General features: G+C 37.8%; 15 protein-coding genes. 13 read left to right on the top strand and 2 right to left on the bottom strand.

Annotated features, from left to right (window positions below; translation table 11 throughout):
• Positions 1 to 76: 76 nt before the first annotated feature.
• The 10 genes from FS608_RS07340 to FS608_RS07295 all read left to right on the top strand — a co-directional run bounded on the left by FS608_RS07340 (position 77) and on the right by FS608_RS07295 (position 9865).
• Positions 77 to 1309: a DUF438 domain-containing protein gene (locus FS608_RS07340; RefSeq protein WP_144548573.1), complete on the top strand. Its 1233-nt coding sequence runs from the start codon at positions 77 to 79 to the stop codon at positions 1307 to 1309.
• A 272-nt stretch (positions 1310 to 1581) separates the two neighbouring features.
• Complete coding sequence (locus FS608_RS07335) at positions 1582 to 2775, top strand: glucose-1-phosphate adenylyltransferase (protein WP_144548572.1); 1194 nt, start codon at positions 1582 to 1584, stop codon at positions 2773 to 2775.
• 108 nt (positions 2776 to 2883) lie between these two features.
• The gene (locus tag FS608_RS07330; protein ID WP_144548571.1) at positions 2884 to 3675 is read left to right on the top strand and encodes an HAD family hydrolase; all 792 of its coding nucleotides are present in this window, start codon (positions 2884 to 2886) and stop codon (positions 3673 to 3675) included.
• Between the two features lie 192 nt (positions 3676 to 3867).
• A complete protein-coding gene (locus FS608_RS07325) occupies positions 3868 to 4542 on the top strand; it encodes a BsuPI-related putative proteinase inhibitor (RefSeq protein WP_144548570.1) in 675 nt (224 codons plus the stop codon).
• A 298-nt stretch (positions 4543 to 4840) separates the two neighbouring features.
• On the top strand, positions 4841 to 6220 hold the full coding sequence (gene brnQ / locus FS608_RS07320) for a branched-chain amino acid transport system II carrier protein (RefSeq protein ID WP_144548569.1): 1380 nt from the start codon (positions 4841 to 4843) through the stop codon (positions 6218 to 6220).
• A 176-nt stretch (positions 6221 to 6396) separates the two neighbouring features.
• Positions 6397 to 6597 (top strand): cold-shock protein, encoded by a 201-nt coding sequence (locus tag FS608_RS07315; RefSeq protein ID WP_026568674.1) that lies wholly within the window; start codon positions 6397 to 6399, stop codon positions 6595 to 6597.
• Positions 6598 to 6675: 78 nt separating this feature from the next.
• Positions 6676 to 7776, top strand: coding sequence for a threonine aldolase family protein (locus FS608_RS07310; protein ID WP_144548568.1), 1101 nt, complete (start codon positions 6676 to 6678; stop codon positions 7774 to 7776).
• Positions 7777 to 7795: 19 nt separating this feature from the next.
• Positions 7796 to 8674: a LysR family transcriptional regulator gene (locus FS608_RS07305; RefSeq protein WP_186328643.1), complete on the top strand. Its 879-nt coding sequence runs from the start codon at positions 7796 to 7798 to the stop codon at positions 8672 to 8674.
• A gap of 136 nt (positions 8675 to 8810) precedes the next feature.
• Positions 8811 to 9179: a CidA/LrgA family protein gene (locus FS608_RS07300; RefSeq protein ID WP_144548566.1), complete on the top strand. Its 369-nt coding sequence runs from the start codon at positions 8811 to 8813 to the stop codon at positions 9177 to 9179.
• On the top strand, positions 9179 to 9865 hold the full coding sequence (locus FS608_RS07295) for an LrgB family protein (protein ID WP_144548647.1): 687 nt from the start codon (positions 9179 to 9181) through the stop codon (positions 9863 to 9865). The genes FS608_RS07300 and FS608_RS07295 overlap by 1 nt, the downstream gene beginning before the upstream one ends.
• Before the next feature lie 57 nt (positions 9866 to 9922).
• Here FS608_RS07295 and FS608_RS07290 read toward each other — a convergent pair whose 3' ends face one another.
• The gene (locus FS608_RS07290; protein WP_144548565.1) at positions 9923 to 10417 is read right to left on the bottom strand and encodes a hypothetical protein; all 495 of its coding nucleotides are present in this window, start codon (positions 10415 to 10417) and stop codon (positions 9923 to 9925) included.
• A gap of 128 nt (positions 10418 to 10545) precedes the next feature.
• Positions 10546 to 11367 carry an HAD family hydrolase gene (locus tag FS608_RS07285; protein WP_144548564.1) on the bottom strand — a complete coding sequence of 274 codons (822 nt, stop codon included), beginning with the start codon at positions 11365 to 11367 and terminating at the stop codon, positions 10546 to 10548.
• Positions 11368 to 11643: 276 nt separating this feature from the next.
• Between FS608_RS07285 and FS608_RS07280 the strand changes: the two genes are divergently transcribed.
• The 3 genes from FS608_RS07280 (at position 11644) to FS608_RS07270 (ending at position 13899) form a co-directional block, all read left to right on the top strand.
• A complete protein-coding gene (locus tag FS608_RS07280) occupies positions 11644 to 11925 on the top strand; it encodes a hypothetical protein (RefSeq protein ID WP_144548563.1) in 282 nt (93 codons plus the stop codon).
• Positions 11926 to 12046: 121 nt separating this feature from the next.
• Complete coding sequence (locus FS608_RS07275) at positions 12047 to 12223, top strand: DUF2187 family protein (RefSeq protein ID WP_098576478.1); 177 nt, start codon at positions 12047 to 12049, stop codon at positions 12221 to 12223.
• A 239-nt stretch (positions 12224 to 12462) separates the two neighbouring features.
• On the top strand, positions 12463 to 13899 hold the full coding sequence (locus FS608_RS07270; protein WP_144548562.1) for a DHA2 family efflux MFS transporter permease subunit: 1437 nt from the start codon (positions 12463 to 12465) through the stop codon (positions 13897 to 13899).
• The last annotated feature ends 17 nt before the right edge of the window (positions 13900 to 13916 follow it).

Genomic DNA, 13916 nt, shown 5'->3' with positions numbered 1-13916 from the left:
GGATTTTCGGAAGTGGTAAGTTACTAATGAGAACAAATATCAAAAGTATTTTGCCACAGTGAAGGAGAATCCTATTATGAGTGAAATCATTAATAATCGTGAACAATTGACTAAATCAAATACAAAACGTTTAAGTATATTAAAACAACTGTTTGTCGATCTTCATCGAGGCAGAAACTTAGACGACGTTAAAGCCCACTTTGATGCCTTGATCGGAAAAGTAACCATTGATGAAATTACACAGCTTCAACATGATTTTGTCGAAGAGGGAAGTATTTCTGTGGAAGAACTTCAACATATCTATCATCAGCATTCGTCTATTTTTCAAGGAGCGATTGAGGAAGATGTACACCAAAACGGAAGACCCGAAGATCAGCCTGGGCATCCCGTTCATACTTTTAGGCTCGAGAATCAAGAAATCGATAATCTGTTAACTAGGAAGCTTCAGGTCCATTTTGAGGAATTTATGAAAGAAGATTCTACAGAGAATATCTATAAACTAATGGAAGATATCAATCTTTTGCTGGATATTGAAAAGCACTATAGCCGTAAAGAGAATTTGATATTTCCATATTTAGAAAAGTACGGGATCTTCGGTCCAACCACCAATATGTGGAGAATAGATGATTTCATTCGGGACGCGATAAAGGATAGCAGGCAGAAACTTGCCAATTATCATGGCGATCAGGAAGCTGTTATAGCCGTTTTGAATTATGTCATTCAAGAAGTAACAGGGATGATTTATAAGGAAGAGAACATCCTTTTCCCGATGGCCTTAAATAATTTTACGGAAGATGAATGGGTAAAAATAGCCCATGAAAGTGATGAAATTGGTTTTTGCCTGATCGATTCTGCAGAGATTTGGAAGCCGGAGAGAAAGGCCTTAGAAGAAAAAGCAATCTCTGAAGGGTATATTAAAATGGAAACTGGGATTCTCTTCTTAAAGCAACTGGAGCTGTTATTAAACCATTTACCCGTGGATATCACTTTTATTGATCAGGATGATGTGGTCCGTTATTTCTCACACGGGAAGGAAAGAATATTTGCTCGGACCAAAGCGGTCATTGGCAGAACTGTCCAAAACTGTCATCCGCCAAGAAGTGTCCATGTTGTAGAGGAGTTGTTGGCAGACTTTAAGTCTGGCAAAAAGGACTGTGAAGATTTTTGGATTAAGTTCAAGGATAAATATGTTTATATTCGCTACTTTGCTGTCCGTGATGAGAACGGAAACTATATCGGCACGCTTGAATTTACTCAAAATATCGATCCGATCAAAGCAATTGAAGGAGAGAAACGAATCTTAAATTAAGAGCAAGTATTAAAAGGACTGCCATTTCAATGTCGAGGTAATCGTCAAGAAATGGCAGTTTTTTTGTTATGGAAAAAATCAAGTTTTTAAAATTATGACAATTTTAGCGGATATTAGCTTCTGTTTACTGTTGGTGTCGATAAAAAAGCTGATCACTTTCACAAAGCTGTAACAGGTTCAACGGAAAAATGGAAGAAAACGGAGATAATAAAAGTAGAGGAAGATGTTATAGATGTGCACATTTAAGAAACCAATTTAAGAGGAGGGTAACAATGAAAAAACAAAAATGGATTGCTTTGTTATTGGCTGGCGGGAAGGGTACAAGGTTAAACCTACTGACAAAATCACTAGTTAAACCAGCAGTCCCCTTTGGTGGGAAATACCGTATCATTGATTTTGCCTTGAGTAACTGTAAGAATTCCGCAATAGAGACTGTAGGGATTTTAACGCAATACAGACCCTATGTGCTGCATTCTCATCTTGGCCATTGCAGTTATTGGAACTTATATAATCGATACGGGGGCTTGACGATTCTGCCGCCGTTTCAACGCAATAGCTCCGGAGTAGAATGGTATGAAGGGACTTCTCATGCTGTCTTTCAAAATATTGAATTCATCGAGCAGCAAAAGCCAGAGCATGTTCTGATTCTTTCTGCAGACCAAATCTATAAAATGGATTATTCTTTGATGCTTGAACAACATATTGAAACGAACGCGGATTGTACTATTGCTGTCGTTGAAGTTCCGTGGGAAGACGCTAGCCGCTTTGGACTCATAAAAATGGAAAAGGAAAGCTATAAAATTATCGATTTTGAAGAAAAACCGGAACATCCGACGACGAATTTAGCATCAATGGGTATTTATATTTTCAAATGGCCAGTGTTAAAAGAGTACTTGCTGCAGGAGGAACAAAAAGAATTTACCAATCGAGACTTTGGCAAGGATATCATTCCTTCAATGCTGTGTGATGGCCGAGGGTTATATGCCTATTATTTCAACAACTATTGGAAAGATGTTGGGACGATCAGGAGTTTTTGGGATGCTAATTTAGATCTTTTAAAAAAGGAGACAAACATTTTTCTGCAAAATCCGGAGTGGAAAATCCATACTGTCGAACATAATGAGGATCCTTTATATTTGGATCAATCCGCTAAGGCTCAGCAAAGTTTACTAAGCGAAGGCTGTGAAATATACGGCACTGTCGAAAAGTCTGTTGTGTTTAGCGGGGTGAAGGTTGGAAAGGGGGCGCGAATCAAGAATGCTGTCATACTGCCAAATACCATTGTTGAAGAGAATGCTTGGATTGAAAATGCTGTCATCGGCAGCCATACAGTGATTAAGAAGGGTGTCATCCTTGTCTCAAAGGATCCGGACATACATTTAATCGTTGTCGGAAATAATGTTACCGTTGACCCGGCGCTACACAAATTAACATCCAAAAACAATGTAATAACATTATCATCTTAAAAATCGGAAATCTTCCCTTTTAAAATAATAAAAAATTCAGAATCATATATTTTTATTTTGTAAAATGGTAAACTAGTAAAATATATCTTGGACAAGGGGAAGATTACGATGGTTAAAGCGATTTTTTTTGATTTAGATGATACACTGCTTTGGGATCAAAAAAGTGTAAAGGAAGCTTTTGTTGCTACATGTAAAGTGGCAGAGGAGCGGTATAGGGTTAATGTGGATCAACTAGAAGAGGCCGTTCGCGAAGCTGCGAGAAGCATTTATGCCGGCTATGAATTTTATCCTTTCACTCAAATGATTGGCATCAATCCGTTTGAAGGGCTATGGGGGAACTTTTTAGATGATCAAGATGATTTTAGAAAGATGAAGGAAATGGTGCCTGTCTACCGGAAAGATGCTTGGACAGCCGGCTTGAAAGCTTTGGGTGTGGACGATGACGATTTTGGTTTAGAGCTGGCGGAACGTTTTCCACAGGAACGTAGGAAATTACCATTTGTATATGAGGAATCTTTTAAGATTCTAGATAGGTTGAAAGGAAATTATCAACTGCTATTGTTAACCAACGGTTCACCTGACCTTCAAAAAACAAAATTGGAGATCACGCCGGAGCTGGTTCCATATTTTGACCACATTGTTATTTCAGGGGATTTTGGTAGAGGGAAACCGGACCCGACCATTTTTGAACACGCACTCGAGTTATTGTCGGTTGATAAGGATGATGTCATTATGGTGGGGGATAATCTCATGACCGATATTCTAGGAGCGAATCGTGCAGGAATCAAAACAGTCTGGATTAACCGACATGATAAGGCTAGAAATGAAGTTATTCCTACTTTTGAGATTAAACATTTGGAAGAACTTTTTCCTTTATTAGAGGAATTGAAATCGAAATAAAACAATATCCTAAAAAGTTGCCGTACATGTAGGAGGTTTTCCTATATTTATGGCAACTTTTTTTGTTTTAGTTGATTTTGTTGAAATTAATTATTTAAAAAAGATGTAACTATGTTCTTCTTTTCGGCGACTATATGTCTAAGACCAACAAATTCTCTTTTGGAAAAGGGGAGGAAAAATGAGAGACATTAAATGGTTACCTATTTTATTTCAACATTGGTGATTGGCCTTTTAACAGGGTGTGAAACAGAGTCTGCACCAAAGGGGAGCGCTGAAGGTACCAAAACTGAGGTTCCAGAACAGAATGAGATTGCTGCTAAATTTCATACCACGATTGAAACAAAGCCTGAGTACAAATCAATGATTATTAGTTATACTGTTAAAAATCTTTCAGACAAGTCCCAGAAGCTAACGTTTCCTAGCGGGTTAGAGGCAGATTATATTGTTTATGATTTACAAGGGAAGAAAGTCAAACAATATTCGGAGGAAGTCATGTCAACGCAAGCGATTAAGGCATTAGAGGTAGGCAGTAATCAAGAAATCACTAAAGAATTTACAATCTCAGATCTTCCTAATGGGCGCTATAAAATAGAGGTGTTCTTAACGGCAAAAGAAGAAGAAGCTAAAGTGGTGACTGACCTAATTATTAAGAATTCGTATAGTCAAAGAAGTGGTGTGCTCGTTGGCCAAATGGATCCCCACACAATTGAAATCGATATCGAAGGCAAAAAGGTAGCCTTTCAGTTAACTGAGGAGGCCATCAAACAATTACCGCTATTGAAGGAAGGCGAACAAGTATCATTTTTATATACTGAAAATGAATCTGGACAAAAATTGATTCATAAGTTTATTACAGAAACTCTATAAATGTTAGAGGTATATCAAAAAGGCCTTTGCCGAAAGTGGGATAAAGGTCTTTTTGTTATCCTGATTGTAAGCATCAATTATATCGAAATAGTATTTATCTGATTGATTGGAATAGATTGGTATCTTTTGCAGATTATGAAAAGATAGGAAAAATGTTATAAAAACATCATTATATTCCTGTCGAAATTATCTAATTAATCGCAAAAATAGGTTGATATTATATTGTAAGGATAGTAATATAATTCTCGGACTATATTGAATATACACGGAAGAAACATTTAGGTAGGAGTAGCTAAATATGCAAAATAAATTACCATTTTCAAGGTATTTCGTAATAGGAGTTATGTTATTTGCCTTATTTTTCGGGGCTGGAAATTTAATTTTTCCCGCGGCACTTGGTCAGAATGCAGGTACTAACGTATGGATGGCCATTACTGGTTTCTTAATTACAGGAATTGGGCTGCCTTTTCTAGGGATTCTCGCAATGGGTTTCTCAGGAAGCAAGAATTTAGAGGAACTGGCAGGACGTGTCCATCCAATCTATGGGGTAATCTTTACTTCCCTGCTTTATTTAACGATTGGGCCATTTTTTGCCGCACCAAGGACGGGCGCTGTTGCCTATGATATCGGTATTGCCTCGTTCGTGAGCGAGAGTTATGGCCATGTTGGCTTGTTCGTATTCACCTTACTCTTTTTTATTGTGACCTTGTGGTTTTCATTAAACCCGGCAAAGCTAGTAGATCGGGTCGGCAAAATTCTTTCTCCAGCGATCATTGTACTAATTTTCATCTTATTAGTTATGGTCATTGTCAAACCGCTTGGTTCAATCGAAGCTCCACAAGCTGCTTATGCTAACGGCGCATTTATGAAAGGATTTATGGAAGGTTATAACACGATGGATGCTCTTGCATCACTGGTGTTTGGGATTATCGTTATCAATTCGATTCGATCAATGGGTGTTACCACCACTCGAGGAATCCTCTTAGCTTCAGCTAAATCTGGGTTGATTGCAACGATTTTTCTTGGAATCATTTATGTTGGTGTTGCTTATCTAGGGGCGACGAGCATAAGTGCATTCGGACTTTTTGATACGGGGGGGCCCGTCTTAGGGAAGGCATCTTCCTATTATTTTGGATCGTTCGGAACGGTAATGTTGTCAGTTATTATCCTGCTCGCATGTCTGACTACGAGCATTGGCTTAATGACAGCGTGCGGTGAATATTTCCATACGCTGCTTCCTAAAGTCAGTTACAAAATCTGGGTGTTGTTTTTTTCACTTGTTTCATTTGTAATTGCAAACTTTGGTTTATCGAATATCATTAATTTCTCCATTCCAGTATTAATGTTGTTATATCCATTGGCGATTGCTTTAATGCTGCTGACATTTTTGTCGAAGTTGTTTAATCATTCACGAATTGTTTATGCAGCTGTCATTATAGTCACCTTTATGATCAGTATCATTGATGGCTTTAAAACATTCTGCGACCTGCTTGGAATCGAATATTTCGGATGGCTGGAGAAGATTGTTAATTTTTATGGACGCGTGTTGCCTTTTTATCACAATGGACTGGGTTGGCTGCTACCGGTTTTGGTTACGATGATCCTAATCGGAGGTATCGTCGTTCTGCAGAATTTTTCATCGTTACGTGTGAAAAACAAAACTGAAAGTTTATCATAAAATTGAAAGACAAAATTCTGTTATAATAATTATTTGCATTTCTAGCAATTCCCTGTTATACTTAGGAAGAATTATTTTTGTTAGTTGTAGGATAATAAGTGCTAAACTTTCTGTCTTAAAGAACTGAGCAAGGATAGTAACACAATGTGTGCCAAGCACACGAGGAGGAAACAACAATGGAACAAGGTAAAGTAAAATGGTTTAATGCAGAAAAAGGTTTCGGATTCATCGAACGCGAAGCAGGAGACGATGTATTCGTACACTTCTCAGCTATCCAAAGCGAAGGTTTCAAAACTTTAGACGAAGGTCAAGCAGTTACATTTGAAGTAGAACAAGGTCAACGTGGACCACAAGCTACTAACGTTCGTAAAGCATAATTGAACCTAAATATAAAAAGACTCTCTTTTGGGAGTCTTTTTTTGTGCCTTTAAACCATAAAAAGGGAGACAAAGTTAATGAGCGAAAATTTCTTATTGGATGCATATAAACAAGCAAAATATAAGGTCCCCGGGTATGGTCCTAGGGATATTCAAACATTAAAAGCGGCACTAAATGACATCGATGGCCAATTGGAAAGTGATATTTATGGGAACGGAAAAATCATTGAAGACTTCCAATTGAAAATGGCAAAATATTTAGGAAAGGAAGCGGCAGTTTTTTTTCCGAGTGGAACGATGGCCCAGCAGATTGCCTTAAGAATTTGGTGTGATAAAAAAGGAATAAGAAAAGTGGCATATCATCCGCTGTGTCATTTAGAGATTCATGAAGAAGATGGCCTGAAAGAATTGCATCATATAGAAACAGTCTTATTGGCAGATAATGATCGTGTGATCCAATTGGTTGATGTCATGGAATTAAAAGAGGAGATCTCCTGCTTATTGTTGGAATTACCACAAAGGGAGATTGGCGGACAACTTCCAGATTATAAAACCTTAGAAGCAATTTCAGTCTATTGTCGTGAAAAAGGGATAAAGTTGCATTTGGATGGAGCGCGACTTTGTGAAATTCTTCCTTACTATGAAAAGACAGCTGCGGAAGTCTGTGCTTTATTTGATAGTGTGTATGTGTCTTTTTACAAAGGAATTGGCGGAATTGCTGGAGCCATTCTTGCAGGTGATCAAGCTTTTACCGACCAATCAAAAGTATGGAAACGGCGACATGGCGGTGATTTAATTAGTCTTTATCCATATATTCTTAGTGCGGATTACTACTTTGATCAAAATGTTGGTAAAATGGCACAATATTTTCATGCAGCGAAAGAACTTGCAGGATACTATAATCAATGCCATGGAATAGTGACCAAGCCTTTGGAACCTGTTTCTAATATGTTTCACGTTCATATTAATGGTTCAAAAGAAGAGATAGAGTCGATTTTAGTTGAGTTTTACGAGGAAACTGGTATTGGTTTAACCGGTCATATTAAAGAAGTAGACCAGGCGTCCAGTTATTTTGAAATAAGCATCGGTGATATGTATTCTAAAATTCCTAAGATTGAATTAGAGAAGGCATTTATACTTCTAGATGAGAAAATGAAGGAATTTCTTAGTTTAATTTAATAGTTTAGAGGTGTATGATTTGGAATTAAGGCAATTACAATTATTCATTGAAGTGGCTAAGCATAAAAGTATAACAAAAGCGGCGGAGAGCATGCATCTCTCACAACCAGCTCTGAGTAAGTCAATTCGAGCGTTAGAGGAAGAGCTAGGGATGACGTTGATTATGCGGACCAATAAGACAAGTGGCCTGACTGATGCAGGAAGAATTGTTTTAGAATATTCGCAGAGAATGGCTGGAATCCTATCTGAAATGAAAACAACCTTAAATGATATCACGAACCTGTCTAGAGGGCAGATCGATATTGGGCTGCCCCCTTTTATAGGCAGTTTATTTTTTCCTAGGGTAATTGCGAAGTTTCATCATTCATATCCCAATATAGTACTGAATATTACTGAGTATGGTGGAGCAAGAGTGGTAAAGAGTGTTGAGGAAGGAGAGTTCGAGCTTGGTGTAGCAGTTCTCCCGATTGATGAACAGCAATTTGATGTGTACCCCATCGTGGAAGAAGAAATGAAGCTGCTGGTTTACAAAGAACATTATTTAGCAAGTCATAATGTAGTCGATATTAAGGAATTAAGGGATGAGGAGTTTATTTTTTACCATGAAGAATTTGCTCTGAACCAAATTATGAGGAATCATTTCATTGCTGCCGGTTTTGAACCCAATATCCTATTTATGAGTTCTCAATGGGACTTGATGACAGAAATGGTAGCTGCCAACCTCGGAATTACGATTCTTCCACAATCCATTTGTAACCGGGCATTTAACCCTGATATTAGGATTATCGACCTTGAACAACCTATTTTATGGAGGCTGGCGGTCCTAACCAAGAAAGACCGCTATATCTCTAACGCAGGTCGAACATTTATTGATTTTATTTTAAAAGATCCATTATAACTTTTAGTTATGTAAATCATTCCACATGTGTATTTTACGAATGATGATAATCAGGCTAATATATACTCTATAGTTCATTTCGGAATGAAAGGGAGTCTTTTAGCTCCTTTTTTTGCATTATGGAGGGATTATTTCGATGAAACTTGGAGTTATTATCTTACAGGTATTATTTTTACATGTATTCTTATTTCTAGGCGCGGCACTGAAAGTGGTAATTCCACTTCCAATCCCTGCTTCGATGTTCGGATTGTGCCTTCTTTTTCTGGCTCTTTATTTCAAAATTATCAAAATGGAATGGGTGGAAAAGGGAGCAAATTGGCTGTTAGCGGAGCTGCTGCTTTTCTTTGTCCCATCAACGGTGGGCATTGTCAATTATGATGAAATACTAAGTGTCGAAGGGGCAGAGATCGTTGGCTTGATTGGGATTAGTACGATTATTGTTATGGGAATTACGGCACTGATTGCTGAAAGAATAACGGGCGGGAAAAGGAGTGAGCAGCATTGATGATGTTTTTATTTACGATCGTAACATTTCTAATCTATCGGCTGTCGAAAATGGTTCATACAAAATGGAACCTGTTCTTTTTCCATCCCTTATTGCTTGCTCCTATTTTATTAATCATCTTGATTTCCGTTTCTCATGTCTCAGCCAATCAATACCTAGAGGATACAAAATGGCTGGGACATTTACTCGGACCAGCAACCGTTGCGTTTGCCGTGCCGATTTATAAACACATAAAGATTATTAAGAAATATGTGGGAACCATTATCATCAGTATTACCTCTGGATCATTAGTGGCGATATTTTCTACCTATGGTTTGTCGAAATTGTTTCACTTAAAATATGACTTTATCACATCTATGCTGCCAAGGTCGATTACAACGCCGATTGCCATTGAGGTATCAAAAGAAATTGGCGGTCTGCCAACCTTAACAACTGTTTTCGTCATTTTAACTGGAATTATTGGCAGCATTGTTGGTCCATCAGTAATCAAAGGACTATCCATTAAAACACCCATCGCCAAAGGTCTTGCACTAGGCATGGGTGCACATGGTGCAGGAACAACCAAAGCGTTTGAATACGGGAAACAAGAAGCAACGTTCTCATCCCTAGCCATGATCTTTGCAGCATTAATCACCTTAATTTGGGGGGCTCTCCTTATACCACCCCTAATGCACTTTAATGTCTAAAAACATGAAGGTGTCAGGAACCATGTGAATTTTTCACATGGTTCCTGACACCTTTTACTAATTATTCGGGACACGTGTTTGTTTATGATAACCTGTTTTAAGCAAGCCTGTTGGTTTTTCCCAAAAGTATGCAAGGTGAGTTGTATTTTGGTTAAAGAGTTCAATGAGTTCATGGAAGTTCTTCATCTGATATACATTAAAGGCGATTCCTTTTTCTGTTTTTACTTGGAAATAGCATGTGGTGGTATTATTTTCACCTGCCGATTCTTTCTCATAATACAGGGTATCAATTACCTCTTCCCAGGTATACTCATTAACAAATGTACCTTTTCTTTGGCTCGCGATAGTGACAGTAAACCCTTTTTCATGACAAATAACCGTGGTGTCATTGCCAAAGAAATACATAATTAGAAAAATGATGAGGGCAAGAATAACGATAATCGATCCAATCAATACGTTGATAAACATGAATCCAATTCCAATAAAACAAAAAATAAGTCCAAAAACACCAGAAGATCTGGATGACGTTTTATTTGCGAATTCTCTGTTCATAAAAAAATCCCTCCTTTAGTAAGAAGGGTATGCTTTCCACTATGTTAAATGACTGAACAAGTCTAACAGACTGTAAGAAAATTAACCGACAAATTGTGCAAAATCAAATGACATAGTGAAATCTTTTATTAAAGAATTGTTTCTTCAGCATTTAATAACTGTAAAAGTTCGCGGACAGCATAGGAAAATCCATCTTCATCATTTGTTTTTGTAATGATATCGGCTTTTTGTTGAACAAGGGCAGGGGCATTTCCCATTGCAACAGACGTGGTTGCGACTTCAAACTGGGCGAGGTCATTACCGCCGTCACCAAAAGCAATAATTTCCTCAAAAGAAAGATTCATCATTTGCTGGTAACGTAATAATGCTTTTCCCTTATGGGCTTCACTTGAGGTCATTTCCACATTATTTGGAAAAGAAGAAGCCATAGATATATCGAATTTGCCCGCCAAAGCTGCTTTAACATCTTCGATTTTTTCTACTTGATCTGGGTGGACCAATGCAATAAGTTTATAGATTTTAAGATTGTCTTTTTCAAGAATTTCATCATAATTAAATGTTTGAAAAAGTTGATCCAGCTCCTGTTTACTTTTGCCGTGTAATGGCGGCAATGTTGAGGGAAAACCTCCATAATTTGTATAAACAAGGATACCAACTTCTAATCCTTTTAGATTCTCCATAATATTTTTATAGGTTGAAATAGGTAAGGTAGCCTCATACATTAGTTCTCTAGTTTCTGAATATAAAACGGATCCATTGATACAAAAGATCGGAATCTCCATATTTTGAACAGCTTTTAATTTAATGACATCTGCGTAAGCCCGGCCTGTATTCAAAATCAGGCAGTGACCTTGGGACTTTAATTCGTTTAAAACTTTCTCATTCTCCACAGAAATTTCATGCTGAGAGTTTAATAATGTACCATCTAGATCAATTGAAATACATTTCATAATATCAAAATTCCTTTCCATTCCATCATAAAGACAACTATATCAGATTTTCACACAAAAATGGGATTCCAAATTTTATAGTTAATTGAGAAATAGTGGTGCCTGACACCGATGATCAGGAAAAAATGCTTGGATATTTAACATTTAAGTTGAAATAACATTTTTTTCCTTCTATAATCAATACAATAACCTTATTGGTGTAGTGTGCTATTCCCATTCCTCACGTTACTTTTTCACACATTGTTTTTAAGAATAAGAGATCGGGAGTGAATAGTGATGATTTTGAGAATTAGTGAAATAACTGGATTTCTTCATGACTTTGAGAGATATGCTCACCATGATGGTAGGAAGTATTTTCTTACATTAAACACGGATAGCCCCAAAGGGACACTTACGATTATGAAGTATCCAGAAGGGAATTTTACCTACCACCGAAAAAATGAAAATTATTGGGACATTAAAGAAGTTGATATTGATCTGGATATGTTAACTGATATTATATGGGGATTTAGAAAGACCATTAACGAAATGTTCCTAGAGGGCACGATGGCGCATTAGTGGTTTCTACAATAACCCACGAAGCCTTTGCACATACAAAGGCTTGTTTTTTTGTAATGATCCATCATTTGAAAAGTATGTTTTCGAGAAATTATGGATACGATATTGTCGAGGTGATGGAATGGCAACGGCAAAGTTAGGCGATACAATTTCCTTTCAACGGGATGGAAAGAACCTTGAAGGTGTCGTTTCTGGGATAAGGGAAAATTCTGTTATGGTCCAATATGGTTTCTCAAAGGACAAAGATGAGCCACTGACAACCATAGTCAACCATAAAAATTACAAAATTAAGAAGTAAAAACATCGAGTGCGGGATTATATCTCCACTCGATTTTTTTGTTCAAGAATTCCTTCCTCATAGTGGTGAAAGTGCTCTTTTTTTGTGGCTGGGCTGCAAATGGATAGGGGATATAACAAAGAGCATTTGATTGGCACTTTTTGGATAAATCAGTTAATCTGTAAAAGTACTTTTTTTGCATAGGCTAACAGCGAAACTCACCATCATAAAGAAAGAAAATAGGAATGGGGGATGGATAGATGGCGATATCAAGAAATAAACAATCGACGATCGTTGCGCTTTTGCTTGCAGGAGCTTTTATTGCTATTTTAAATCAAACTTTAATGATCACAGCGATACCTCCAATTATGGAAGAAATGCATATAACCGCCAACAGCGCGCAGTGGCTGACAACGGTATTTATGCTAGTCAATGGGATTATGATCCCGATTAGTGCATTTCTATTAGAACGGTTTACCACGAGGCAGCTGTTTATCTCGGCAATGAGTATTTTTGCCGTGGGAACCCTAGTAGGCGGAATAGCTCCTAACTTTGAACTACTATTATTAGGAAGGATTATACAATCTGGCGGGGCAGGGATTATGCTTCCCTTAATGACAACGGTATTTTTGATGATTTTTCCTGTCAATAAACGTGGTGCCGCAATGGGATTGGTCGGTTTAGTCATTTCCTTTGCGCCGGCAATTGGTCCGGCACTGTCAGGTTGGGTGACATCACAATTTTCATGGAGAGTCCTGTTTTTTATCATTTTGCCGATTGCTCTTATTGATATTCTTGTTGCTTTCTTTGCTTTAAAAAATGTAACTGAAGTATCAAAACCGAAAATGGATGTTAGTTCTATCGTGTTATCTACACTAGGTTTTGGCGGCTTATTGTATGGATTTACTTGTGCAGGAAATTATGGATGGGCAAACCCGACCACGCTTTTAACGTTAGGAATCGGAGGATTGTCACTGGTTCTATTTATTACAAGACAGTTAAAACTGAAACATCCTATGCTTGAATTTGGTGTATTTAAGTATTCTGTTTTCCCGTTTGCCATTATCATTGGAATGATCGGCTTTATGGGACTGATAGGGGCAGAGACGATCATCCCTTTATTTATGCAGCGGATGCGCGAATTTACGGCAGTGGAGGCAGGGATCGCACTATTACCTGGGGCGCTAATCAGTGGATTGATGGCACCAATTATTGGGAGAGTGTTTGATAAAATCGGTGCAAGATGGTTAGTAATGATTGGTTTAACGATTATGACAGCATCTTCGTTTGCTTTTACAAATTTAGGTCCTTCGACGACGATGACCTATATAACAGTTTTATATGGGATCAGGATGTTTGGTTTTTCAATGGTAATGATGCCAGTCGCAACATCAGCCTTAAACCAGTTACCCAAACACTTAATCCCTCATGGAGCGGCAGTGGATAATACGATGAAAATGATCGCAGCCTCTGTTGGGACCGCCATTCTTGTCACGGTTATGACGACGACAGCGGAAAATGCCGAGACGCGCCCAGAGATTTCCTATCCGGATATGTATGGGGCCAATGTTGCCTTTATGGTCATATCCATCCTGTCACTATTAGCCCTTATTCTTTCCTTTTTTATAAAAAATGAACATCAGACTGAAGGCAAAGGAAAGCGGCAAAGGAAAGTAAAAGTTAAATTACAGGAGTAGTTTTATATATTAACTAA

Source organism: Bacillus sp. X1(2014), assembly GCF_007678255.1.
Note: the sequence above shows the minus strand (reverse complement) of the source record. Positions and strands in the feature narration are given on the sequence as shown.